Here is a 22,259-nt window from a genome sequence, read left to right as displayed (position 1 = left end):
TATAAATCCTTATGAGATTAATGAAGAGGCTTGAATGTCCGCATGATAAGAAGAACGCACCATCGGGCCAGAAGCCACCTCTTTGAAGCCCATTTTTAAGCCTTCTTCTTTGTACATTGCAAAGGTTTCAGGCGTCACGTAACGCAGCACCGGTAAATGATGTGGGCTCGGTTGTAAGTATTGACCAATGGTGAGCATGTCCACATCGTGGGCGCGTAGATCACGCATGACGTCTAAAATCTCTTCATCGGTTTCGCCAAGACCCACCATTAAACCTGATTTGGTGGGCACGCTTGGGCATTGTGCCTTGAATTTTTTCAATAAGTCCAATGAATATTGGTAATCAGCACCGGGGCGGGCTGCTTTATAAAGGCGCGGCGCCGTTTCCATGTTGTGGTTAAAGACATCTGGCGGCGTGTTCGCTAAGATGTCAATCGCCACATCCATGCGGCCACGGAAATCTGGCGTTAAAATTTCGATTTTAAGCTCAGGATTCATTGCGCGCGCTTCTGTGATGCAATCGGCAAAGTGCTGCGCACCGCCATCACGCAGATCATCACGATCCACAGAGGTGATCACCACATAACGAAGGGACATTGCAGCCACTGTTTCGGCGAGGTTTTTAGGCTCTTCAGGATCTAAAGGATTCGGGCGGCCGTGACCCACATCACAAAATGGGCAGCGGCGCGTACAGATTGCCCCCATGATCATAAAGGTTGCGGTGCCTTTGCCAAAGCATTCGCCAAGATTTGGGCAGGCGGCTTCTTCACAAACGGTGGCAAGTTTTGCACCGCGCAAAATCTCTTTGAGCTCCATCACACGTTTGCCACCAGAATATGTTGCACGAATCCAAGATGGTTTTTTCAAACGGGTTTCAGGGGTCGTGGGTTCAATTTTAATGGGAATGCGAGCAACCTTATCAGCGCCTCTTAATTTTTCACCTTGTACAGGTTTATGATTCGTTGCCATTTTCTCTCCTTGATGATTGTGCCACAAGCGCTGTAAAGCCTGCGGTAAAATACTCTATGAACCTCGATTTTATCATGTCAAAATCAAAGTTTTTGTTTAAATCACTCACGTTGATCATTTTTAAACCTTGATAACCACAAGGGTTAATGTAACCAAACGGCGTTAAATCCATGTCCACATTCAGTGCCAATCCGTGATAGCAACACCCTTTGCGAATCCTTAAGCCAAGGGAGGAAATTTTATGGGATTCACCGTAATGATCCACATAAATGCCAGGGGCATCGGGTTTGGCATACGCCTCAATGCCAAGCTCTTTTAATACTTTTAAGGTGGTATTTTCTAATAAGCTGACGAGCGGGCGCGGGGACAAGCGATGTTTTTTAATGTTCAGTAATGGATAAAATACGAGCTGGCGCGGTCCATGATAAGTCACCTGTCCGCCACGATCTGTGGGGACAATTGGAATGTCACTCAATTGCAAAATGTGCTCACTTTTCCCCGCTAAACCTTGTGTGAAAACAGGGTGATGCTCGGTGATCCAAAATTCATCTTCTGTGGCATCATCACGCGTATCTGTAAAGGATTGCATGGCATGAAAAATAGGCGCGTAATCCGTCAGCCCCAAATCTTTGATGATCATGCGGTTTTTTCCTTAAATTGACACTGATTGTACACAAGGCACGCAGCGCATTTCGGCGAACGCGCCACACATACATAGCGACCGAGTAAAATGAGCCAATGGTGCGCATCGAGCATGAACTCTTTTGGAATTTTTTTAAGGAGTTCTTGCTCAACTTCCACGACATCTTTACCGGGCGCTAAGCCTGTGCGATTGCCCACACGGAAAATATGGGTATCCACTGCCATCGTCGGCTGACCAAAGGCGGTATTTAAAATGACATTCGCTGTTTTGCGCCCAACACCGGGAAGGGATTCAAGGTCTTGTCGGTTATCTGGCACGACGCTGTTAAAACGATCGCGCAAAATGACGCAAGTTTTATAGAGGTTTTCAGCTTTTGTATTGAATAGGCCAATGGTCTTAATGTAGCTTTTGATGCCTTCGACGCCTAAATCCGCTAACGCCTCTGGCGTATTGGCGACTTTAAACATGGGAACGGTGGCTTTATTGACGCCTTTGTCAGTGGCTTGGGCGGATAACAGCACCGCCACTAATAATTCAAATGGCGTGGAATAGATCAATTCTGTGGTGGGATGGGGGTTGTCACTTCGTAAAATCTCAAAAAAGGTACGAATTTCCTCTTTGGTCATTTTCCGTTGATACAACTTAGCCATGATTAATCTCGCTTTGTGTGTTTTGCTTGAGTTTTCGCTTTGGCCATGGCAATGAGGGACAGCATATCGGCATCGCTTGAACGATTGGCCAGCGTTTTCTCTTGTGGAGGTAGGGTTTTGGTGATGGTGGTGCGATTGGCATTGCGTGCTTGGCGGGCTTCGTGGCGCGCTCTTGATTTTGCGGCACGAATCTTTTGCTCAGGTGATAAACCGATGGTGGGCAAATTCTCTTCTTGGCTCGGCACAATGTGAATACAATCAAGGGGGCAAGGTGGAATGCATAGATCACAACCGGTGCATTCACTGGCGATGATGGTGTGCATCTTTTTCTTTGCGCCCACAATCGCATCAACCGGGCAGGCTTGTAAGCATTTCGTGCAGCCAATGCACAAGGTTTCATCAATGTAAACCGTGTGAATGGGGGAAGGTGTGCCGCATTCAGGGTCAATCGCTTTTTCAGGGCGATCGAGTAATTGTGCTAAGGCGCGCATGACAGGCTCGCCGCCCGGTGGGCAACGATTGATGTCTGATTCGCCTTCACTCAATGCTTGTGCATAAGGTAAGCAGCCCTCAAAGCCACACTGTTCACATTGAGTTTGAGGGAGCAATTGATCAATTTGTTGAACTAAACTCATCACTGGCACACAGTTCCCATTAAACGATTGTCTGCATCTTTAAGGGCTGTAGGCTTAGAACATGCGCCCAACTTCTTGCCAACGGGATAAAAGCGCGTGATGTGGCTTGGCAATTGATCTTCAAAGGGCAATAATTTTGCTTTTTGATTGTGACCCACAACACAGTTTTTCACTGCGCCATTTTTCTCTTCCACCACTAAAGTTGTGGCTTTGTCTGATTTTTCTAAGTAGAGAATGGCATTGATGTTTTTATCGGCCAGAATGCAGCTGCGAAGTGCCATTTTTTCATCAGGCAAACGGGCAGACCAATGTTGATCCGTCAAGGCTGCTTTTGCGGGTGCAGCATCGATGGTGGTTTGTGTGTTTTGTGCAGGTTCTGTGGACACACATGCCGTTAAAACGAGGGCAACAGGCACAGCTAAAAGAGATGCTTTCATGATTTCTTCCTTATTCTTGATATGAGTGTTGAGCTTCAAAGTGCGCTTTGAGCGCTTCATACCCACCAATATTGAGGGCGCGATAATAACCGCGGCTGTGCAGCAATTGTGCGGCAATCGCAGAGCGCACGCCAGAGCGGCAGTAAAGATGAATTTCAGCATCTTTATCGGTGGTCACTTCATCGATTCTGTGAAGAATTTCACGGTAATCGATGTGGATGGCATCATTTAAATGCCCAGCATTAAATTCTTCAGTGGTACGAACGTCTATTAAATACAACATATGGATGACCCGTTATTCACAAACTTCAAGGGGAGGGGGCGCGGCACATTGTGTGCACACTTGATTGTCGGAAACTTCAGCATAATTGCTGCAAAGACCCCATTCGCCCTTTGGCAATAAAATGGACTCACCTGCAGTGGGCTGACTGTTTTCGCATTTCCAAAGCTGATAACAGACGGGAAATTCTTTGATGGCTGGGCCATCTTCAACCCAACGTCCGATCTGTGCATTAAGATCAGGCGGGGCGTTCTCTTCGGCATGGGCACTGATGAACACAGCGCTCAACAGCCAAAGCGGGGCAATTAATTTTTTTGACAATTTACGCACTATCAAAAAATTCCTATTTAAAAATGAGTGGCTCATTGTACTTTAAAAACGGTTCATTGGCATACTTTTGATGTAAAATGAGCCGCAAGATTAATAAATGATAAGGGAACTTATGAGCCTGCTGACAAATCGACAAATCATCCTCTGGTTATGCATCCTCTTTTTCGGGTGGCTGATCTTTATGCTGCGCCCTGTGTTGACCCCATTTTTGATCGCTTTTGGCTTGGCATATATTGGCAATCCCATCGTGATGAAGCTGCAAAGCCGCTTTACAAAATTATCACGCATGTGGGCAGTCACCATTGTATTTACCGTGATCACCATCATTTTATTGATGTTACTGCTCATTTTGATCCCGATGCTCATCAATCAGGTGATCGTCTTTTTAAATCGTTTGCCGGCCGTGTTCAGCTGGGTGCAAGAGCACATTTTAAAACCTTATGGCAAAGAGTTGTCCCCTGAGTTTGTCAAACTCAACTTTGCCACTGTGCAAGAGGCACTGAGCAATTATGGTGGCATGATTGGCGAGACGCTGCGTAAAGTGATCAGCTCTTTGACCTCATCAACGATGATGATCATCGGCTTTTTAACGAGCCTCTTTTTGATCCCGATGCTGACGTTTTACTTCATGCGCGATTGGCAATTGATCAATCATCAATTGGGCACTTTGATTCCTTTAAAAGTGCGTGATCGTGTGTTGAATTTTTTAACCGATGCCAACGAAATGCTTGGCAGTTTTATGCGTGGGCAATTGTCGGTGATGTTTGCCTTAGCACTTGTGTACAGCTTAGGCCTGACGTTGGTGGGGTTAGAGTTGGGCTTATTGGTGGGCATGTTGGCAGGTTTAATCAGCTTCATTCCATACCTTGGGGCATCGACGGGCATTGTGGTGGGATTAACGATGGCTTGGTTTCAAACACATGATTATAAGTTGCTGATTTTGGTTGGCATTGTGTTTGCCATTGGGCAATTATTGGAAAGTTTTGTGCTCACGCCAAAATTGGTGGGGGATAAATTGGGCATGCATCCTGTGGCGGTGATTTTTGCATTGATGGCAGGCGGTGCGCTCTTTGGCTTTTTCGGGATTTTGTTGGCATTGCCTGTGTGTGCTGTGTTGATGGTGGGATTAAGAGAGGCCTATAAAGCGTATACACACAGTCAATTTTATACAGGGAAAGGTGCATCCGATTAATTGGCACAGCTGCCGGTATGGGTTTCTGTGCGCGTGCGCCCATAAATATTGACGATGATTTTATGGCTCTGCATCACTTGAGCATGACACAGTGTGAAGGAGCCATTGGCTAAACCGGTGCCTAAGCCTTTATTGTTGCGTTTGCCTGCATTGAAGGATAAACCATGCAAAATGGTTTGTGTGCTCAGGATGTGAAGCTGTGGATCAAAGCCTTTACGGCGCCGTAAAATGTCATCAGGCGCAGGATTAAACGAACCTTCGGGATCTATGAAAACAATCCAGCCTGATCGCCAATCGCGCGTGGGTGTTTTCACACAGGTGCGTTGATCGACTGACACGCATATTGAGATGGTCTGTTTTTGATGATTACTGGTGAGTTGTGCAAACCGTAAATCTTGTTCTAGGGTGATGAGTGCTGAGTGCAGTTGTCGGCGTGCAAAGATTGGCGTTAAGTTAGGCAGGCTAAAGAGGGCGATGAGACTAAAAATGCCCACCAAGACCATCAGTTCAAGGAGCGTAACGCCTTTGATGTCGTTGGTGGGCCGCATCATTATGGTTGTGCAGCAGGTGTGACATCAGGTGCAGTTTGTGGCGCCTCTGGCACAACATCTGTGAAAATCACTTGTTCTTTGATTTGTTCAACCAATTTTGGGCCAATGCCAGGCACATTCAATAGATCATCCATGTTTTTGAATTCACCTTTGTCTGTGCGGTATTTGACAATGGCATCGGCTTTTGCAGGCCCAATGCCTTTGACTTCAGCGCTGATGGTGTTTGCATCTGCGGTGTTAAGGTTCACAGGCAGTGCAAAGGCAGACCATGAACACAATACACCCACTGCGGCTAAACATTGCAATAAACGTTTCATACAACCCCCTGTTTTAATGAAGATCAAAAGGAGATTTATTTTTAACAAATATGTTAAGTTATGAAAAGATGTATTAAGAATATAAATTAATAAAGGGCGAAATTGTACTGCTTATCCATCGCATTGCCCACTTTATACACCGTCACAGTGCTGATCGGATGGCTAAACACACGCACCAATTCGCGGCGTGGATCACTTTGCAGCATTAATAAATTTTCTGCATGTGTGACAAGATGATTCAGCGCTTCTTGATTATTTCGCACAGTCTTAGCATTCACCGCTTCTAATAAGCCACGATAGAGGGCAATGCGTGCCTTTAAAATGGCAATTTCATTCGGATTATTGATGCGATCATTTTGTTCTGCGGCCAAGGTTTTACCCGCGCTGTTTTGCCCATCAATGTAGATGATCTCATTGGCAATGGGCTCATTGAGTTCAAGCACCACCACATGATCGGCCGATGGCATCCAACGCACGCCATCTTTAATGGGGTCAAGTTTCGTGAGGGTAAAACTTTGAACATTTTCCGGAATTTGATAATCAAGGGTCAGATTGATTTTTAAAATTGTGGCATCTTTCGTGGGCAGAGATAAGGATTGTTCACCAACATTGCTTGAGATGACTTTATTGACAGTCAGTGCTTGGCCATTAGAGAGCAGTACGGAAGTGACGGTGATTTTAGGCGCCATTAAGTGATAGCGACTAAAAGCATTGCTGATGTTTTTATCTAAAGGAGGGAAATGAAAAATCACCTCTGTGCGTTGCGGACGCTGAATTTTGGTCACTGTGATGTTGTCTGCATAAGAGCGCAACGCTTGATGAAACACTTGAGGTGGAATGAGCTGAAAGGGCAATGTATACACCGCTAAGCCTGCCGGTGCACTGTTTTTTTCACGTTCCATTAAGCGCTCGGTGCGGTTCAATTGTTGCTGAGTGTTGTGCAGCTCTTGCTGATAACTCATCATGAGGTTTTGAAATTGATCATGGGTAAAACGCAGCGCTAAGCTCTCTTTAAATTCCTTTTGTAGGGGCGATAAAGGCTCCGTTAACCCGGTTTGCACAGGTAAGCTTAACAGTAAAAGTAGCCATAATTTTTTCATTCTTCTATCCTCTGATGATTGTTATGATGGGTCGATTGCTTTCTCTTTTTTCTCTTTGTGTTGCGCATAGAGCGTCACTAAGAGCACCACGGTTGCCACCACGCCAATGATAATGGTGGAAAGCGCATTAATGTTCGGGCTGATCCCTAAGCGCGCCTTTGAATAGATCCAAATGGGCAAAGTCGTTGCGCCAGGACCTGTGGTAAAGGTCGCGATGATTAAATCATCTAAAGACAACGTAAAAGAGAGCAGCCAGCCGGAGACAATGCCCGGCATGATCATCGGCAACGTGATGTAGAGAAATGTTTTAAAGCGATCTGCCCCTAAATCCATCGCAGCCTCTTCAATGTGGCGATCAAAGCCGATGAGGCGCGATTGAATCACCACCGTGACATAACACATGGTAAAGGTGATGTGCGCGAGTAAAATGGTGAAAAAACCTTTGCTAATGTTGAGGGCTAAAAATGTGAGGGCAAGGGACGTGCCCATGATGATTTCAGGCATGACCATCGGTGCATACGTGATGCCTGAAAAGAGCACTCGCCCACGAAATCGCTTGAATTTCACAAGGGCAAATGCCGTCATTGTGCCAAGAATCACCGCAAATGTTGAGGTGAAAATGGCCAGCCATAATGTGGTTTTTGTGGCATCCCATAAGCCTTTGGTCTTAAAGAGTTCAGGATACCATTTGAGGGAGAATCCGCCCCAAACCGTCACCAATTTTGATTCATTGAAGCTATAGACGATCAAAATAAGAATTGGCACATATAAAAAGGCAAAGCCGAGCACAAGGGAGATTTTATTAAAACGGGTCAAAGATTGTTGCATGCTCACCTCTACTCAAATTGCTTTTGTTGAATGCGCTGGAATAAATAGATTGGCAGAATCACCAATAACAAGAGCGACACGGAAATGGCAGACACGAGTGGTAAATCCATGCCTTGTAGGTAGGTGTCATAGAGCACTTTACCAATCATGAGCACATCTGAACCGCCAAGGAGATCTGGAATCACAAATTCCCCCATTGCAGGAATGAAGACCAAAAAGCAGCCGGCTAAAATGCCTGGGAGCGAAATGCGCGCAGTGATGACCCAAAAGGTTTTCAGTGGCGGGCAGCCTAAATCGAGCGCCGCTTCCACCAATGTATGATCCATTTTGTCGAGGGTTGCATAGATCGGCAGAATCATAAAGGGTAAATAGCAATAAACAATGCCCACATACACTGCAAATTCAGTGCCAAGGAGTTGCAGTTGCACAGGGGATGCCGGGTCAATCAAGCCAATGCCTTGCCCAATAAAGTTGATGAAATTATTCAGCACACCTGAGGGCGATAAAATCGTCATCCATGCATAAATGCGGATTAAAAATGAGGTCCAAAAGGGCAAAATCACCATCATTAAGCCAAACAAACGCCATTTTTTCGGTAAGCGGGATAAGCCAAGGGCAATCGGAAAGCCAATCAAAAAAGTGCAAAATGTGGAGATGACAGCGATCTTAATGCTGCTTAAATAGGCAGAAATGTAGATGTCATCTTGCCACAGGGCAATATAATTTTGGAAATTGAGCTTGATCTCTAAAATACCATCGTCCACCCAGTTGAGCACTTCTGTGTATGGGGGCGATGCGATTTCTGCTTCCGTAAAACTGATGCGTAAGATGATCAAAAAAGGAATGATGAAAAAGCAAAATAGCCACAAATAGGGAATGCCAATGATGACGCGGCTACTGTTAAATAGGCTCAAACATTGACGATAGAGCCAAAAGCGCATGAGATTGCGGTGCACGAAGTTCAGGCGCGACATCCATTCGGCGGCGCGACCGGACATCGAGCCCAACTGCTGTTGGGGATGTTTCATGTGATCTCCTTAAGTCATTGTGATTTCTATGAAATCAAAACAACGGCAGAGTCAGCATCAAAGCTGACGTAAACACGGTCCTCATAATTGATGGGGAGCTCAACTGCACGTCTGTGGTTCATTTGGGCGGCGGTGATCATCTTGCCATTGTCCATTTTGACATGGTAGATGGACATGTCACCTAAATAACCGATGTCCCACACCTCGCCCATCATGCAGTTACTGTCTGTGTTTTCAGGCGGCGTGAGGGAGATGTCGAGCTTTTCAGGGCGCACAGCAATCCATGCTTGAGAACCCACCACAGCGCCGACCCCTTGATTACAGATGAGCGGCGTCTCCACTTCAAAGCTATTGACGGTGGTGTGAATGGGGGAGAGATCGGCAATCACGCCTTCAAAAATGTTCACATCGCCCACAAATTCTGCCACATATAGGGAGTTTGGATATTCGTAGATTTCTGTTGGCGTTGCCACTTGCACAAGCTCGCCGCTGTCCATGACGGCAATGCGGCTTGACACCGTCATGGCTTCTTCCTGATCATGGGTGACGATCACAAAGGTGATGCCAAGCTCTTCTTGAATGGTCATGAGCTCAAATTGCGTCTGTTCACGCAGGCGTTTATCTAAAGCGCCTAACGGTTCATCTAGGAGCAATAATTTGGGCTTTTTCACGATGCTGCGGGCAAGGGCAACGCGTTGGCGCTGTCCGCCAGACAATTGATGGGGTTTACGCTTGGCAAATTGACTCATTTGCACCAATTCGAGCATTTGATCCACGCGTTTTTTAATTTCAGGCTTGGCGACTTTCTCTTGCTTGAGTCCAAAGGCAATATTATCTTCCACCGTCATGTGCGGGAAGAGCGCATAGCTTTGGAACATCATATTGATGGGGCGCTCATACGGCGGAATGAGGGAAATGTCCTCGCCATCCAATAAAATTTTGCCAGATGTGGGTGTTTCAAAGCCGGCAAGCATGCGAAGCAAGGTGGTTTTACCACAACCTGATGGGCCAAGAAGCGAGAAAAACTCACCTTGGTAAATGTCTAAAGAGATATTATTAACCGCAATATACTCATCAAAGACTTTCACTAAGTCAATGATTTCAATATAAGGGACAGAGTTTGGATCACGCCAAGGCTCGTAAGATTTTTTTGTAAGAATCGGTGACATCACAGCTCCTTAATTCAGTACCGTTAAGTGAAAGATCAAGGCGATTGGTTGCAATCTTTTTGTTCAGAAGAATCTTGAGTGCTGCCGCTCGTTGAATAATATAATTTATATCGATATAAAGGACACGTATTGTATAGTGATTGCGGCAAACATCAAGCAAAATCAGCCTGAACTTCTGAGAATTTGCAGGTAGCTGTCCACACGGCGTTCAGAGAGTAAATTCTCCTCAATCGCCTGAGCAACGGCACAGCCCGGATCTTGTAAATGGTTACAATTGCTAAACTTACATTGGCGCGTAAAACGCACAACATCCGGAAAGCCATTGTGGATGGATTCGATGGTTAAATGATCCACATTAAAACTGCGAACGCCTGGAGAATCGATCAAAGCGCCTTGATGGTCATTTAAATAATAGAGGGTTGTTGCGGATGTGGTGTGGTTGCCAAGGCCAGTTGTGGCGCTGATGCGCTGAGTTTGCAGCGATAAATTGGGAATCACGGCATTGGTTAAAGAGGATTTACCGACGCCCGATTGCCCCACAAAAATGGACGTTTTACCCATGAGCACTTGTTGCAATCTGGCAATGGACTCAGGATCATTTTGCGAGGTAAAGAGAATCTCAATGTCAAAAGCTTGCTGATACTCTTCGATGAAAGAGAAATCGCTCTGTTCATCAATCATATCAGATTTATTGATGATGATGCCCATCGGAATGTCAAAGGCTTTGATGGCAATCAAATAGCGATCAATCAGGGAAGGACTCGGCTCAGGTTTTGGCGCAATCACAATGAAAATTTGATCTAAATTTGCGGCAATGAGCTTTTTACGCTGCCCATAAGAGACGCGGGCCAATTCATTGGTGCGCTCAATGAGCTGCAAAACCACAGGAATCTCATTTTCAAAGGTGCAATACACATAATCGCCACACACGATGGTGGGTAGATTTTGGCGGATGTTCGCTTGATAGAGCGTATGCGCCTCATCTTCCACCATCAAATGTGGTCCATGTTGAGCGATGACTCTCCCTTTAAAGAGAGCGTCAGGGTCAAGATTTATTAACGCGTCGATTTGCTCGACTTTCTTGTTAGAAATCCGTTCGTGTTGCTTTTTAGTTAATCGACGCGCCATGGATTAACGCTCTAATAATTCGAGTTTATTAGGCTTGCCATCCCAATCTTTGGCATCATCGGCGTGATCTTTCATTTGCGTGATCACCGGCCACACTTGGGCAAGTTCCGCATTGATCTCGATGAATTGCTCTTGATCCGCCGGCAGGTCATCTTCAGAGAAGATGGCATTTGCTGGGCATTCAGGCTCACATAAAGTGCAATCAATGCACTCTTCAGGGTCGATGACTAAGAAGTTTGGGCCTTCATGGAAACAATCCACAGGGCACACTTCAACACAGTCAGTATATTTGCATTTAATGCAGTTTTCGGTAACAACGAAAGTCATGATAACCTCTTACAACTAGTTCACGGTAATTTTAGCAAAGCGGCGTTTACCCACTTGGAAAATCGCCGTTGTGCCTTTGGCAATTTTAAGACCACGATCAGAGATTTTCTCTTGATCGATGCGCACAGCACCGCCATCAATGGAGCGGTTGCCTTCAGAGACAGAGGAAACTAAGCCGGCTTCTTTTAATAACGCCGCAATTTGAATCTCGCCGTCAGGTGCGCTGATGGTCATCTCTTCGATGTTTTCAGGCAAATTACCTTTTTGGAAACGTTCGATGAAATCACGGTGCGCCATTTCGTAAGCTTCTTGTGAATGGAAGCGTGAAATGATCTCTTGACACAGTAAGAATTTAACATCGCGTGGGTTCATGCCTTCAGCCACAGCTTTTTTATAACCTTCAATGGTTGCTGACGATTCAAAGCTTAAAAGGTCAAAGTAGCGCCACATCAACGTGTCAGACACAGACATGAGCTTACCAAATTGCTCAATGGGGGATTCATCCACACCAATGTAGTTGCCAAGGGATTTAGACATTTTATTGACGCCATCTAAACCTTCTAAAAGCGGCATGGTGATCACAGATTGCTGCGCTTTGCCATAGGCTTTTTGAAGATCACGACCCACCAATAAGTTGAATTTTTGGTCTGTACCGCCTAATTCAACATCGATGTCTAAATGCACAGAGTCATAACCTTGTAATAAAGGATAGATGAACTCATGGACAGCAATCGGTTGATGGTTTTTATAGCGTTTTTCAAAGTCATCACGCTCAAGCATGCGCGCCACAGTATAATGAGACGCCAACTGAATCATGCCTGCAGTGCCTAATTCTCCCAGCCAAGAGGAGTTGAACACCACTTTTGTGAGGGCAGGATCTAAAATTTTGAAGATCTGTTCTTGATAGGTTTTCGCATTTTCAACGACCTGTTCACGCGTCAATGGCTTACGCGTTGTATCCTTACCAGAGGGATCGCCAATCATGCCTGTGAAGTCACCAATTAAGAAATGAATTTGATGTCCCAACATTTGGAAATGCTTCATTTTATTGATGACAACAGTGTGGCCTAAGTGAAGATCAGGTGCAGTCGGGTCAAAACCCACTTTGATTCGAAGCGGACGGTTTTCTTTTAACTTTGCAGTTAAACCTTCAATTGAAATGATTTCGTCAGTTCCGCGCTCAAGCAGCGCTAAACTTTCTTCGATAGATGCCATCAAATTCTCCTGATATTTATTTAAATTTATCCCAGTCAATATTAATTGCACTGCCACTGTCTTTGTGTGGCTGAGGATTGTGAGTGTTAGGGTCAATTCTTTGACCAATGTGTGTCGGTAGGCCAGACATCTTCTCGATCGCAAGATCAATCATGCGCGGGTCCACCATTTGAATATTTGGGTTATTTTGATGCTCTGCTAATAAGCGATAAGCAATCTCTTTTAAACCTTGTGTGTCTAAGTTGTCTTCTTCTAAAGGTGGGTGAACTTCAATTAAGAGCTCATCCCCTTTAAAGCCCACTTTCACCGGTTCATTGATGAAGGTCACTTCGGTATTATTCGGCACAATGCTGTAGAGCTCTTCGATGTTTTGTGGGAAAAAGCGCATACAGCCGTGGGTCACACGCATGCCAATACCGGTGACATCATTTGTACCATGTAAAAGATAGCTCGGTAAATTCAAGCGAAGGACGTGGTTACCAAGCGGATTGTCAGGGCCAGCAGGCACAACTGCAGGTAAAATGCCTTTACCCATCTCTTGATGCTCGCGGCGAATGCTTTCCGGTGGATACCATGCCGGTGCTTCTTGCTTACGGGTGATTTTCCATGAGCCTAAAGGCGTTTTCCAGTCCATGCGGCCAACGCCGACAGGATAGACATACACCGTTTCGCCATCTTTAGGGAAAAAGTAGGTGCGCATCTCCGGAATGTTTGAAACAATCCCTGAGCGTTTGCCTTTTGGCAAAATGTACTCAAAGGGTAGAATCACGGGCATCTGTGGAGATGGCGTCCAATAGTTCGCGTTAGGGTTCGCCCATTTAAGCTCATCATAGCCCGCTTCATAGCGCACGCTCAAATCAACGAAAGATTCGCCAGGTTCAGGGTAGACAATTTCGGTATAACCCACAACATCGGAGCCTTTTTCAGGCATCGGATATTGACGAGCAAAGGTTTGACTGCTGAATAATCCAAGTGTGACAACAAGAGTAACTAAATGAGCTTTTTTCATATAGCGATTATTTTCCTGCTTGAAGTTGTTCGTATTTTGCCATCAACTCATCTTTCGTTTCGGCATGTGCGGGATCTTTCTCAATACATTCAACCGGGCAAACTTCCATACATTGTGGTGTGTCAAAGTGACCCACACATTCTGTGCAAAGGTTTGGGTTGATGATGTAAATCTCTTCACCCATTGAAATGGCTTCATTTGGGCATTCAGGTTCACACACATCGCAGTTGATGCATTCATCATTAATTTCTAGTGCCATAATAAACTCTCCTTATCGCCAATGTTACGCATTAGATGTAGGTTTTACCATTCATATAGGGAACCAATACTTCAGGGATGCGTATTCTACCATCTTCTTCTTGATAGTTTTCCATTACTGCAACCAATGTGCGGCCAACGGCTAAACCAGAACCGTTTAAGGTGTGCAGTAATTCAGGTTTATTGGTGTCGCTGTTACGGAAACGAGCTTGCATGCGGCGCGCTTGGAAATCAAGGCAGTTAGAGCAAGAAGAGATTTCACGGTATTTTTCTTGACCCGGTAACCACACTTCGATGTCGTAAGTTTTCGTGGCGCCAAAGCCCATGTCACCTGTGCATAAGACGATGGTGCGATAAGGCAAGCCCAATTTTTCTAATACAGTTTCTGCGTGGCGCGTCATCAATTCTAATTGTTCAAAGGATTTGTCAGGGTGCGCTAAATGCACCATTTCCACTTTTTCAAACTGATGCATACGGATCAAACCGCGCGTGTCACGGCCATAGCTGCCAGCTTCTGATCTAAAGCAGCCACTGTGTGCCACAAATTGTAAGGGTAGATCACTTTCTGGCACGATTTCGCCGCGCACTAAGTTTGTCACAGGCACTTCAGCTGTTGGGATGAGGTAATATTCATCATCGCCCGTCAGTTTAAATAAGTCTTCACCAAATTTTGGCAATTGACCGGTGCCACGTAAGCTGTCGCCATTGACGATCATTGGGACATTAAGCTCAGTATAACCATGTTCTTCAGTGTGTAAATCAAGCATAAATTGCGCTAAAGCACGATGTAAACGCGCAACACCTGCGCGAAGGACTGCAAAGCGAGAGCCAGTGATTTTAACGCCGGCTTCTGAGTCAATGCCGCCATTGTTGCTGCCAAGTTCTACATGATCTTTCGGTTGAAAGCTAAATTCACGTGGCGTGCCCCATTTGCGCACTTCAACGTTGTCATTTTCATCTTTACCGACGGGCACGGAGGCATCCGGTAAGTTTGGCACTGCCATTAAAATTTGATTGATGTCATCTAAAACGACATTTAATTCTTTTTGTAAGGCTTCTAATTTCGCGGAATTGTTCGACACTTCCTTTAAAATTTCGTCAATATTTTCGCCTTTTGCCTTCGCTTGACCGATGCGTTTTGCATTGACGTTGCGGGCATTTTGTAACTCTTGAACTTCTACTTGCAGTTTCTTACGTTGTTCATCTAATTCGATAAATTGTGCTTTATCTAACGTAAAACCACGCGTGCTCAGACGCTCTGCCACTTCATCAATATTGTGACGCAGCATTTGAATGTCTATCATTGACGATCCCTTAAAAATATTGATTAAAATACCGTTCATTATAGCTAAAAAAAAGTGTAATCACAAAACCGAAAATCAGGGGGATTATCGAAAGGTTGGCAAATCGGGTAGACTCTTTTGGCATTTGTGACACACAACGAAGTAGGGAGCGTAATATGCGAAAAAGTTTCAATCCATTATGGGCAGCGGTGACTGTCTCTTTATCCATTTTTGCGGGCAGTGCAATGGCGGACGTTAAACGCGATGGCATCATTAAACCTGTAGAACCGGCAGTTGTCGAAAATCCTGCAAAAGTGGCATTAGGGGCGCAGCTTTGGTTTGATCCGCGTTTATCAAAATCAGGTTTCATCTCGTGTAACTCATGCCACAACTTATCAATGGGCGGCAGTGACAACTTAAAAACATCGATTGGCCACAATTGGCAAGAAGGTCCCATCAACTCACCCACAGTTTTAAACTCACGTTTTAACATTGCGCAGTTTTGGGATGGTCGTGCGAAAGATTTAAAAGAACAAGCCGGCGGACCGATTGCCAATCCGAAAGAGATGGCATTTACGCATGACTTAGCTGTGGAAGTGATCAATGCCATTCCAGGATATGTGACAGAGTTTAAAGCTGTGTATGGCGATGATCAAAGCATTGACATTGATCACATTACAGATGCGATTGCCGCCTTTGAAGAAACTTTAGTGACGCCCAATGCGCGCTTTGACTTATGGCTCAAAGGGGATGACAATGCATTGACCGAACAGGAATTAGCAGGTTATCAACTTTTTAAAACCTCAGGTTGTGTGGCGTGCCACAATGGCGTGAATGTTGGCGGATCCTCTTTCCAAAAAATGGGTTTATTAGAAGAATATGTGACAGACAATCCTGCCCAAGGTCGTATTGAAGTCACGGGTAAAGATGCCGATCGTTTCTTATTTAAAGTGCCAACGTTACGGAACGTCGAATTGACCTATCCGTACTTCCACGATGGGGAAGCAGCAACCTTAGAAGAAGCGGTTGAGATCATGGGACGTTTGCAATTAAGACGCAACTATACGCCTGAAGAGGTGAGCAATATTGTGGCGTTCTTAAAAACATTAACCGGTGAGCAACCACAAATCATGATGCCCATTTTGCCACCTTCTGTGAATGATACCCCAAAACCACAACCATTTGAAAAATAAGTATAATATTTGAATGGATGAGAAAAGCGCACTGAGGTGCGCTTTTTTGTTACCATTGTTAAAATTATCCCACAGGAGGCATTATGAACGCAAAATACCCCATTGATTATTTTCACACCACCTATGGCTTAACGATGCCGCACACAGACATTGTCAAAGCCGCTGAACTCATTACGCCTTGCTCGGCGTTTGATCTTGGCTGCGGGCAAGGGCGCAATAGCCTATTTTTAAGTTCTTTAGGCTTTGAGATGACATCGCGGGATGTGAATCCACGCAGCATCGATTTTTTAAAGGATGTGATGGCAAAAGAGCACATCACCAACATCGATGCCGCTGAGTATGACATCAATACCGCCAATATTACTGGCATGTATGATTTTATTTTTTCAACGGTTGTCTTCATGTTTCTGCAAGCCGATCGCGTGCCTGCCATCATTGAAAACATGCAAACGCACACGCGTGCAGGTGGTTACAATTTAATTGTCTCTGCGATGGATACGGAAAAATATCCGTGTGATCAAGGCTTCTCCTTCACTTTTAAAGAAGGTGAGTTGCAAGACTATTATAAAGATTGGGAAATTTTGCAATACAATGAAGAAGTCGGCGAATTGCATCGCTTAGATAAAGATGGCAATCGCGTTAAATTACAATTTGCCACGATGCTTGCTCAGCGCACTGCATAAATGACTGTATAAAAAAGCCGCATTGCTGCGGCTTTTTTGATGGATGTTGATTAATTCACTTGCAGTAAATTCGGCAATGTCATCGAGATTGCAGGAATGTACGTAATGAGTAACAAGAAGAAGAGTAAAATCAACAGCCAAGGCATTGCAGCGCGAATGGTGCGTGTGATGGGCATGCCGGTCACGGCGGAGGTCACAAAGAGATTTAAACCCACCGGTGGCGTGATCAAGCCAATTTCCATATTCACCACCATGATGATGCCTAAATGAATCGGGTCAATACCAAGCTCTGTGGCGATCGGGAAGAAGATGGGCGCTAAAATCAAAATAACCGCAGAAGGTTCCATGAAGCTGCCGGCAATCAATAACACAATGTTCACGATCACTAAAAACATCCAGGGTGATAAACCTTGCGCCGTCACCCATTCTGCGATGATTTGTGGAATTTGCTCGGTGGTGAGCACATGGGCAAAGAGCATGGCGTTCGCGATGATGAACATCAACATCACCGTCATTTTGCCAGATTCAAGCATCACTTTAGGAAAATCACGAATGCCCATATCTTTATAGATAAAGAGCGCGACACACGCAGAGTAAACAGCCGCAACCGCAGCAGCTTCTGTGGGTGTGTACATGCCGGAATAGATGCCGCCCAAAATAATCACCATGAGGAGCAAACCCCACATTGCGCGTCTAAAGGAGACAATCCACTCTTTAAAACTGACGCGCGGTTGGGCAGGGAGTTTTTTAATGCGTGCCACAATGTAGATCGCCACCATGAGTGCCACGCCTAACAATGCACCGGGTACAATCCCTGCAATGAACATTTTACCGACGGATTGCTCCGTTGCCGCCGCATACACAACCATCACGATGGAAGGTGGAATGAGGATGCCAAGTGTACCAGCATTACAGATGATGCCTGCGCCAAATTCTTTCGGGTAACCAGAGCGCACCATGCCAGCAATCGCAATTGAACCCACGGCGGCAACCGTTGCAGGGCTTGAGCCTGAGAGCGCCGCAAAGAGCATACATGCCAAGACTGAACCAATGGCTAAGCCGCCGCGAATGTGCCCAACGCAGGTGTTGGCAAAGTCAATCAAACGACGTGCCACGCCGCCTGTGGTCATAAATGCCCCAGCAATTAAAAAGAAGGGAATGGCTAGAAGCGTGGTGTGTTCTGAGGTTTCAAACATTTTGATCACCAAGCTTCTTGGCGAATCAGGACTAAAGAACATGATGGTCAATGCACTCGATAAACCTAAAGAGATGGCAACCGGCACACCAATCAACATTAAAACAAAGAGCAGCATAAATAAGAATAAAATGGTCATGTTAAGCTCCTTGCTCTTGATTTTTCTTAAATTCATCAATGGCATCGGCCGCTTCATCTGCAAGCCCTAATGTGTTTTGCTTGTGGGTCACAATTAAATAACCGATCTCTAAATAACGCCACATCAAGAGGAAAAAGCCTAAAGGCACAATCACGGAGATCTGCCAACGCTTAATGCCAAAGCGATCTAAACCTTCGGCCAACGTGCCAAGATTATAAAAGTTCAACACCCATTCCATGCTCGCATAAAGCATGATGCCGCCATAGAGTAAACAGGCAGAGAGCCCAACATAGGCTAAAAAGCGTTGCACTTTATTGTGAAAAACTTTGACGAGTGCATCGACCCCGATGTGCCCGCCAATGCGCACGCCATAAGACATACAAAAGAAAATGAGCCAGGCAAAACAAGCCTTTGTGAATTCATTTGACCAACTGAATGCACTGGCAGATTCCATCATAAAGTCGCCGGCATCTAAGAAAAAATCTTCAAGTTTTGAAGCTTCATCCCCTGCGAGCCAATCTGCCACTTTATAAAAAGGCATGTAGAGATTGTTCAGCATGGTGTAGATAAATGTGACCAAAGTCATGGCAGTGAGGATGAAAACCATCATAAACACCTCAATTTTTTGCCACGCTTTGTCCATGAATCGATAAATGTCGATCAGCATAGTGTCCTCTTTTTGTTATTTATGCTTTAGCTTAAACAAGATAAGCCCCTTAAAATAAGGGGCTTGAGATTAAACCGTCACAAGCATCATTATGGGTTGTTTGATTGTTCTGCCGCTTGAATCAAATCAGCGCCCACTTGACCTTCAAATTTTTTCCACACAGGGCGCACAGCATCACGCCATTGCGCGCGCTCTTCTGGCGTCAATGTGATGATTTCAGTTGTGCCAGCATCAATAATGCTCTGTTTAGCGCCATCATTTAAAGCATTCGCTTGTGCATTGACTTCAACCGTCACTTCGTTGAGGATGTTTTTAAGCTCAGCGCGCACATCTTCCGGTAAACCATCCCAGAATTTGGTATTGGTGATCACCATGTAATCTAATGTGCCGTGGTTAGACTCTGTGATGTTCTTTTGCACTTCGTGGATTTTTTGTGAATAGATGTTTGAATAGGGGTTTTCTGCACCATTCACAACGCCCGTTTGTAAACCTTGATACATCTCAGCAAATGCCATTTTACGAGGATTGGCGCGTAGGGCTTTAAATTGCTCTTCTAACACCGCAGAAGCTTGTACGCGAAACTTAAGGCCACGCGCATCTTTTGGCGTGCGAAGGGGTTTATTGGCAGACAATTGTTTTAAACCATTGTGCCAATAAGCCAAACCCGTGATGCCTTTATCCGTCATGCTCGTCAATAAGCTTTGACCAGCTTCACTGTTTTGGAAGCGATCAAGGGCCGCCATGTCATCAAATAAAAACGGTAAATCAAACAGTTGAATTTTCTTTTGATAGTGTTCGAATTTTGCTAAAGAGGGCGCAAGAATGTGCACGTCGCCAAGTAATAAGGCATCCATCTCTTGGCCATCGCCATATAAAGAGGAATTCGGGTACACTTCCACTTTCACTTTGCCGGGTAAACGCTCTTCTGCCAATTGTTTAAAGAGCTGCGCGCCTTGTCCTTTCGGTGTGGAATCGGCCACAACGTGGGAAAACTTGATCACAATTGGCTCATCGCTTTGGGCAGCGGCAAAACTCATTAAGCTGCCATACGCAAATACAGCAGGGGCAATCACTCGGCTCATTAAAGAGCGCATTAATTGATTCATATCTATACTCCATCGTCCTAAAATATCATCGTCAATTTGGTGTGTTTAACTACATATGGCTAACTTTTCAGTCATTAATTTTTTTTATGAGCCACATCAATGGACGATATCATAGCTTTATAAAAATGAGAATAGGTGCATGAAAAAATTTAGTAGTGAATTTGTAAGTACAAAAGGCTGTGTGCAAAATTTCATGGATAAAATTTGCTAAAATCTAACATTTGGCCACATCCTGTGGAAATTAAATTTAATTTTGCATCAATTACAGTTATAATCCCCCCTTCATTTTTCAACAGAAGTAAGGGGTTAATTATGACAGAACTGAATAAGAACTTGATTTATAAGAATGTCCAGATGGTGAGTTACAAGTGTATGGACAAGGAAGGGGAAGAGTTCAGTTTAGTGAAAGAGGGTGATGATCAATTTGTCATCGCGCACATTACCACGATTGAAAATGAACGTTATGGCTCCCACATGGAGATGACTCGCGCAGACTTAGAAGAGTTTGTGAAAAACATTCAAGAGCAATTGCTCGGTGATCAATGGCAAAAAGAGGAATAATGCTCTTTGCATCGTTGTGATGACAAGGCCAGCGCAATGCTGGCTTTTTTGTGCCTGCCATTTTGCCATTGCTTCTCGGCATTAAATCAGCAATACTAGGGACATACCAACCATAAATGAATTGACAATGAAAATCCTCCACACCGCCGATTGGCATTTAGGGCGCGCCCTGTATGGGCATAAGCGTCATCAAGAATTTTCCGAATTTTTAGCATGGATGATCAAAACGCTCACAGAAGAAAAGATCGATGTATTATTAATTGCTGGGGATGTGTTTGACACCAATTTGCCAAGTAACCGTGCCCAGGCAATGTATTATGAGTTTTTGCATCAAGTGTCCAGAACGGATTGTCAGCATGTGGTGATCACGGCAGGCAATCATGATTCGCCTACATTTTTAAATGCACCGCAAGCCCTGCTTAAAGCCCTAAATGTGCATGTCATTGGGCAGGTGAGTGCTGATTTATCCGATGAAGTGATCACATTGACGCGCAATGGCGTGCCTGAGCTCATCGTGTGTGCGGTGCCCTATTTGCGTGACAAAGACATGCGCATCATGACGGCAGGGGAAAGTCTTGAGGATAAAAATCGCGCGTTGATCATGGGCATTGAGCACCACTATCAAGCGGTGACGGATTTAGCGATTGCTGAGCAAAGTAGATGCGCTGCTGCCGGTCACCAAGAGATTCCAATTGTGGCAATGGGACACCTATTTGCCGCAGGGGGTGAAACCCTAGAAGGCGATGGTGTGCGGGATCTGTATGTGGGCAATCTTGCTTATGTGAATGTTGCAGCATTTCCCACTGAGTTAGATTATGTGGCATTAGGGCATTTACATGTGCCGCAAATTGTGGGGGGATGTGAACACATTCGTTACTCAGGCTCGCCGATTGCCATGGGCTTTGGGGAGGCAAAACAGAATAAATCAGTGGTGATCATTGAGTTTGTGGGACGAAACGCAACAATTTCCCTGTTGCCCATTCCGCGCTTTCAGGCATTAGAACGCATCAGCGGTGATTTAGACACCATAGAAGCGCGACTCGATGCTTTAAGGGAGATGCAACAACCCGTGTGGCTGGAAATTGAATACACCGGCAATGCCATCGTTGGGGATTTACGCAGTCGCTTAGAAACGCGTGTGGCAGGTTCATCATTGATGATTTTACGCATTAAAAATCAGCAAGTGCTCAATCAGGTGATGCAAGTGGCACAAGATGCCGTCGCGCTTGAAGAGTTGAGTGTTGAGGATGTGTTTGAGGCATGTTTAAAGGCGGCAGATGTTTTGCCAGAATCGAGTGCATTGTTGCGTGCCTTGCATCAAGACGTGGTGCAATCCCTCAATGAAGATGATCAAAACGCGGAGTGA

At 45.1% G+C, this 22,259-nt stretch carries 26 protein-coding genes and 1 pseudogene; 5 read left to right on the top strand and 22 right to left on the bottom strand.

Translation table 11 applies throughout. The features are described from left to right. Nucleotides 1-9: 9 nt before the first annotated feature. Genes lipA through B143_RS0104350 form a run of 7 tightly spaced genes read right to left on the bottom strand, consistent with a single transcriptional unit; the run spans nucleotide 10 to nucleotide 3,944 of the window. On the bottom strand, nucleotides 10-969 hold the full coding sequence (gene lipA / locus B143_RS0104380) for a lipoyl synthase (protein WP_018122360.1): 960 nt from the start codon (nucleotides 967-969) through the stop codon (nucleotides 10-12). After that, nucleotides 953-1,609, bottom strand: a complete 657-nt coding sequence (gene lipB / locus B143_RS0104375; protein WP_018122359.1) for a lipoyl(octanoyl) transferase LipB — start codon at nucleotides 1,607-1,609, stop codon at nucleotides 953-955. The genes lipA and lipB overlap by 17 nt, the downstream gene beginning before the upstream one ends. Next, nucleotides 1,606-2,238, bottom strand: coding sequence for an endonuclease III (gene nth, locus B143_RS0104370; protein WP_008314188.1), 633 nt, complete (start codon nucleotides 2,236-2,238; stop codon nucleotides 1,606-1,608). Before nth ends, lipB begins: the two co-directional genes overlap by 4 nt. Nucleotides 2,239-2,264: 26 nt before the next feature. Then, nucleotides 2,265-2,897: an RnfABCDGE type electron transport complex subunit B gene (locus B143_RS0104365; RefSeq protein ID WP_038195905.1), complete on the bottom strand. Its 633-nt coding sequence runs from the start codon at nucleotides 2,895-2,897 to the stop codon at nucleotides 2,265-2,267. Then, nucleotides 2,897-3,334, bottom strand: a complete 438-nt coding sequence (locus B143_RS0104360; protein ID WP_018122357.1) for a hypothetical protein — start codon at nucleotides 3,332-3,334, stop codon at nucleotides 2,897-2,899. Before B143_RS0104360 ends, B143_RS0104365 begins: the two co-directional genes overlap by 1 nt. Nucleotides 3,335-3,344: 10 nt before the next feature. Next, on the bottom strand, nucleotides 3,345-3,617 hold the full coding sequence (locus B143_RS0104355; protein WP_008314195.1) for a rhodanese-like domain-containing protein: 273 nt from the start codon (nucleotides 3,615-3,617) through the stop codon (nucleotides 3,345-3,347). Between the two features lie 12 nt (nucleotides 3,618-3,629). Further along, nucleotides 3,630-3,944 (bottom strand): hypothetical protein, encoded by a 315-nt coding sequence (locus tag B143_RS0104350; RefSeq protein ID WP_018122356.1) that lies wholly within the window; start codon nucleotides 3,942-3,944, stop codon nucleotides 3,630-3,632. Nucleotides 3,945-4,056: 112 nt separating this feature from the next. Here B143_RS0104350 and B143_RS0104345 point away from each other — a divergent pair, with 112 nt between their 5' ends. Further along, nucleotides 4,057-5,136, top strand: coding sequence for an AI-2E family transporter (locus B143_RS0104345; protein ID WP_018122355.1), 1,080 nt, complete (start codon nucleotides 4,057-4,059; stop codon nucleotides 5,134-5,136). On the opposite strand, the gene B143_RS0104340 is transcribed toward B143_RS0104345, so the two are convergent. The 12 genes from B143_RS0104340 to serS form a co-directional block, all read right to left on the bottom strand. After that, the gene (locus tag B143_RS0104340; RefSeq protein WP_038195829.1) at nucleotides 5,133-5,687 is read right to left on the bottom strand and encodes a GspH/FimT family pseudopilin; all 555 of its coding nucleotides are present in this window, start codon (nucleotides 5,685-5,687) and stop codon (nucleotides 5,133-5,135) included. The genes B143_RS0104345 and B143_RS0104340 overlap by 4 nt on opposite strands. Continuing rightward, entirely contained in the window at nucleotides 5,687-6,004 is a 318-nt protein-coding gene (locus B143_RS0104335; RefSeq protein WP_008314202.1) for a ComEA family DNA-binding protein, read from the bottom strand. The genes B143_RS0104340 and B143_RS0104335 overlap by 1 nt, the downstream gene beginning before the upstream one ends. Nucleotides 6,005-6,090: 86 nt before the next feature. Beyond that, nucleotides 6,091-7,104, bottom strand: coding sequence for a hypothetical protein (locus B143_RS0104330; RefSeq protein ID WP_018122353.1), 1,014 nt, complete (start codon nucleotides 7,102-7,104; stop codon nucleotides 6,091-6,093). 21 nt (nucleotides 7,105-7,125) lie between these two features. Then, nucleotides 7,126-7,932, bottom strand: a complete 807-nt coding sequence (locus B143_RS0104325) for an ABC transporter permease (RefSeq protein WP_008314206.1) — start codon at nucleotides 7,930-7,932, stop codon at nucleotides 7,126-7,128. Nucleotides 7,933-7,940: 8 nt separating this feature from the next. After that, on the bottom strand, nucleotides 7,941-8,960 hold the full coding sequence (locus B143_RS0104320) for an ABC transporter permease subunit (protein ID WP_018122352.1): 1,020 nt from the start codon (nucleotides 8,958-8,960) through the stop codon (nucleotides 7,941-7,943). A 26-nt stretch (nucleotides 8,961-8,986) separates the two neighbouring features. After that, nucleotides 8,987-10,129: an ABC transporter ATP-binding protein gene (locus B143_RS0104315; RefSeq protein WP_018122351.1), complete on the bottom strand. Its 1,143-nt coding sequence runs from the start codon at nucleotides 10,127-10,129 to the stop codon at nucleotides 8,987-8,989. A 162-nt stretch (nucleotides 10,130-10,291) separates the two neighbouring features. Continuing rightward, nucleotides 10,292-11,122: a ribosome small subunit-dependent GTPase A gene (gene rsgA, locus B143_RS0104310; RefSeq protein WP_018122350.1), complete on the bottom strand. Its 831-nt coding sequence runs from the start codon at nucleotides 11,120-11,122 to the stop codon at nucleotides 10,292-10,294. A gap of 138 nt (nucleotides 11,123-11,260) precedes the next feature. Beyond that, nucleotides 11,261-11,584, bottom strand: coding sequence for a ferredoxin FdxA (gene fdxA, locus B143_RS0104305; protein ID WP_018122349.1), 324 nt, complete (start codon nucleotides 11,582-11,584; stop codon nucleotides 11,261-11,263). A gap of 15 nt (nucleotides 11,585-11,599) precedes the next feature. Next, nucleotides 11,600-12,799: a tyrosine--tRNA ligase gene (tyrS, locus tag B143_RS0104300; RefSeq protein ID WP_008314215.1), complete on the bottom strand. Its 1,200-nt coding sequence runs from the start codon at nucleotides 12,797-12,799 to the stop codon at nucleotides 11,600-11,602. A gap of 16 nt (nucleotides 12,800-12,815) precedes the next feature. Next, on the bottom strand, nucleotides 12,816-13,808 hold the full coding sequence (locus B143_RS0104295; RefSeq protein ID WP_008314216.1) for a L,D-transpeptidase family protein: 993 nt from the start codon (nucleotides 13,806-13,808) through the stop codon (nucleotides 12,816-12,818). Between the two features lie 7 nt (nucleotides 13,809-13,815). Further along, nucleotides 13,816-14,067, bottom strand: coding sequence for a YfhL family 4Fe-4S dicluster ferredoxin (locus B143_RS0104290; protein WP_008314217.1), 252 nt, complete (start codon nucleotides 14,065-14,067; stop codon nucleotides 13,816-13,818). Between the two features lie 31 nt (nucleotides 14,068-14,098). Then, the gene (serS, locus tag B143_RS0104285; RefSeq protein WP_018122348.1) at nucleotides 14,099-15,370 is read right to left on the bottom strand and encodes a serine--tRNA ligase; all 1,272 of its coding nucleotides are present in this window, start codon (nucleotides 15,368-15,370) and stop codon (nucleotides 14,099-14,101) included. 155 nt (nucleotides 15,371-15,525) lie between these two features. Here serS and B143_RS0104280 point away from each other — a divergent pair, with 155 nt between their 5' ends. After that, nucleotides 15,526-16,542, top strand: a complete 1,017-nt coding sequence (locus tag B143_RS0104280; protein WP_018122347.1) for a cytochrome-c peroxidase — start codon at nucleotides 15,526-15,528, stop codon at nucleotides 16,540-16,542. A gap of 104 nt (nucleotides 16,543-16,646) precedes the next feature. Continuing rightward, nucleotides 16,647-17,225, top strand: a pseudogene (gene tehB, locus B143_RS0104275) (tellurite resistance methyltransferase TehB); the annotation flags it as partial. A gap of 50 nt (nucleotides 17,226-17,275) precedes the next feature. Here tehB and dctM read toward each other — a convergent pair. The 3 genes from dctM to B143_RS0104260 all read right to left on the bottom strand — a co-directional run bounded on the left by dctM (nucleotide 17,276) and on the right by B143_RS0104260 (nucleotide 20,263). Further along, complete coding sequence (gene dctM, locus B143_RS0104270; RefSeq protein WP_018122345.1) at nucleotides 17,276-18,559, bottom strand: C4-dicarboxylate TRAP transporter large permease protein DctM; 1,284 nt, start codon at nucleotides 18,557-18,559, stop codon at nucleotides 17,276-17,278. 1 nt (nucleotide 18,560) lies between these two features. Beyond that, entirely contained in the window at nucleotides 18,561-19,226 is a 666-nt protein-coding gene (locus tag B143_RS0104265) for a TRAP transporter small permease (protein ID WP_018122344.1), read from the bottom strand. Nucleotides 19,227-19,315: 89 nt separating this feature from the next. Further along, a complete protein-coding gene (locus tag B143_RS0104260) occupies nucleotides 19,316-20,263 on the bottom strand; it encodes a TRAP transporter substrate-binding protein (protein WP_248647502.1) in 948 nt (315 codons plus the stop codon). A gap of 381 nt (nucleotides 20,264-20,644) precedes the next feature. On the opposite strand from B143_RS0104260, the gene B143_RS0104255 reads away from it, so the two are divergent. Together B143_RS0104255 and B143_RS0104250 are read left to right on the top strand one after the other, a co-directional pair. Next, the gene (locus B143_RS0104255; RefSeq protein WP_018122342.1) at nucleotides 20,645-20,893 is read left to right on the top strand and encodes a hypothetical protein; all 249 of its coding nucleotides are present in this window, start codon (nucleotides 20,645-20,647) and stop codon (nucleotides 20,891-20,893) included. Nucleotides 20,894-21,020: 127 nt separating this feature from the next. Beyond that, nucleotides 21,021-22,259, top strand: coding sequence for an exonuclease SbcCD subunit D C-terminal domain-containing protein (locus B143_RS0104250; protein WP_018122341.1), 1,239 nt, complete (start codon nucleotides 21,021-21,023; stop codon nucleotides 22,257-22,259).

The organism is Wohlfahrtiimonas chitiniclastica DSM 18708 (genome assembly GCF_000375345.1).
In the GTDB taxonomy this organism is placed as follows: domain Bacteria; phylum Pseudomonadota; class Gammaproteobacteria; order Cardiobacteriales; family Wohlfahrtiimonadaceae; genus Wohlfahrtiimonas; species Wohlfahrtiimonas chitiniclastica.
This window is presented reverse-complemented; position numbering and strand designations above follow the sequence as displayed.

Excerpts from the sequence above, each read along its gene's own strand:
- lipA (WP_018122360.1), bottom strand. The coding sequence starts at position 969 with ATGGCAACGAATCATAAACCTGTACAAGGTGAAAAATTAAGAGGCGCT.
- lipB (WP_018122359.1), bottom strand. The coding sequence starts at position 1,609 with ATGATCATCAAAGATTTGGGGCTGACGGATTACGCGCCTATTTTTCAT.
- nth (WP_008314188.1), bottom strand. The coding sequence starts at position 2,238 with ATGACCAAAGAGGAAATTCGTACCTTTTTTGAGATTTTACGAAGTGAC.
- B143_RS0104365 (WP_038195905.1), bottom strand. The coding sequence starts at position 2,897 with ATGAGTTTAGTTCAACAAATTGATCAATTGCTCCCTCAAACTCAATGT.
- B143_RS0104360 (WP_018122357.1), bottom strand. The coding sequence starts at position 3,334 with ATGAAAGCATCTCTTTTAGCTGTGCCTGTTGCCCTCGTTTTAACGGCA.
- B143_RS0104355 (WP_008314195.1), bottom strand. The coding sequence starts at position 3,617 with ATGTTGTATTTAATAGACGTTCGTACCACTGAAGAATTTAATGCTGGG.
- B143_RS0104345 (WP_018122355.1), top strand. The coding sequence starts at position 4,057 with ATGAGCCTGCTGACAAATCGACAAATCATCCTCTGGTTATGCATCCTC.
- B143_RS0104340 (WP_038195829.1), bottom strand. The coding sequence starts at position 5,687 with ATGATGCGGCCCACCAACGACATCAAAGGCGTTACGCTCCTTGAACTG.
- B143_RS0104335 (WP_008314202.1), bottom strand. The coding sequence starts at position 6,004 with ATGAAACGTTTATTGCAATGTTTAGCCGCAGTGGGTGTATTGTGTTCA.
- B143_RS0104330 (WP_018122353.1), bottom strand. The coding sequence starts at position 7,104 with ATGAAAAAATTATGGCTACTTTTACTGTTAAGCTTACCTGTGCAAACC.
- B143_RS0104325 (WP_008314206.1), bottom strand. The coding sequence starts at position 7,932 with ATGCAACAATCTTTGACCCGTTTTAATAAAATCTCCCTTGTGCTCGGC.
- B143_RS0104320 (WP_018122352.1), bottom strand. The coding sequence starts at position 8,960 with ATGAAACATCCCCAACAGCAGTTGGGCTCGATGTCCGGTCGCGCCGCC.
- B143_RS0104315 (WP_018122351.1), bottom strand. The coding sequence starts at position 10,129 with ATGTCACCGATTCTTACAAAAAAATCTTACGAGCCTTGGCGTGATCCA.
- rsgA (WP_018122350.1), bottom strand. The coding sequence starts at position 11,122 with ATGGTGGAAGATGAGGCGCATACGCTCTATCAAGCGAACATCCGCCAA.
- fdxA (WP_018122349.1), bottom strand. The coding sequence starts at position 11,584 with ATGACTTTCGTTGTTACCGAAAACTGCATTAAATGCAAATATACTGAC.
- tyrS (WP_008314215.1), bottom strand. The coding sequence starts at position 12,799 with ATGGCATCTATCGAAGAAAGTTTAGCGCTGCTTGAGCGCGGAACTGAC.
- B143_RS0104295 (WP_008314216.1), bottom strand. The coding sequence starts at position 13,808 with ATGAAAAAAGCTCATTTAGTTACTCTTGTTGTCACACTTGGATTATTC.
- B143_RS0104290 (WP_008314217.1), bottom strand. The coding sequence starts at position 14,067 with ATGGCACTAGAAATTAATGATGAATGCATCAACTGCGATGTGTGTGAA.
- serS (WP_018122348.1), bottom strand. The coding sequence starts at position 15,370 with ATGATAGACATTCAAATGCTGCGTCACAATATTGATGAAGTGGCAGAG.
- B143_RS0104280 (WP_018122347.1), top strand. The coding sequence starts at position 15,526 with ATGCGAAAAAGTTTCAATCCATTATGGGCAGCGGTGACTGTCTCTTTA.
- dctM (WP_018122345.1), bottom strand. The coding sequence starts at position 18,559 with ATGACCATTTTATTCTTATTTATGCTGCTCTTTGTTTTAATGTTGATT.
- B143_RS0104265 (WP_018122344.1), bottom strand. The coding sequence starts at position 19,226 with ATGCTGATCGACATTTATCGATTCATGGACAAAGCGTGGCAAAAAATT.
- B143_RS0104260 (WP_248647502.1), bottom strand. The coding sequence starts at position 20,263 with ATGAGTTTTGCCGCTGCCCAAAGCGATGAGCCAATTGTGATCAAGTTT.
- B143_RS0104255 (WP_018122342.1), top strand. The coding sequence starts at position 20,645 with ATGACAGAACTGAATAAGAACTTGATTTATAAGAATGTCCAGATGGTG.
- B143_RS0104250 (WP_018122341.1), top strand. The coding sequence starts at position 21,021 with ATGAAAATCCTCCACACCGCCGATTGGCATTTAGGGCGCGCCCTGTAT.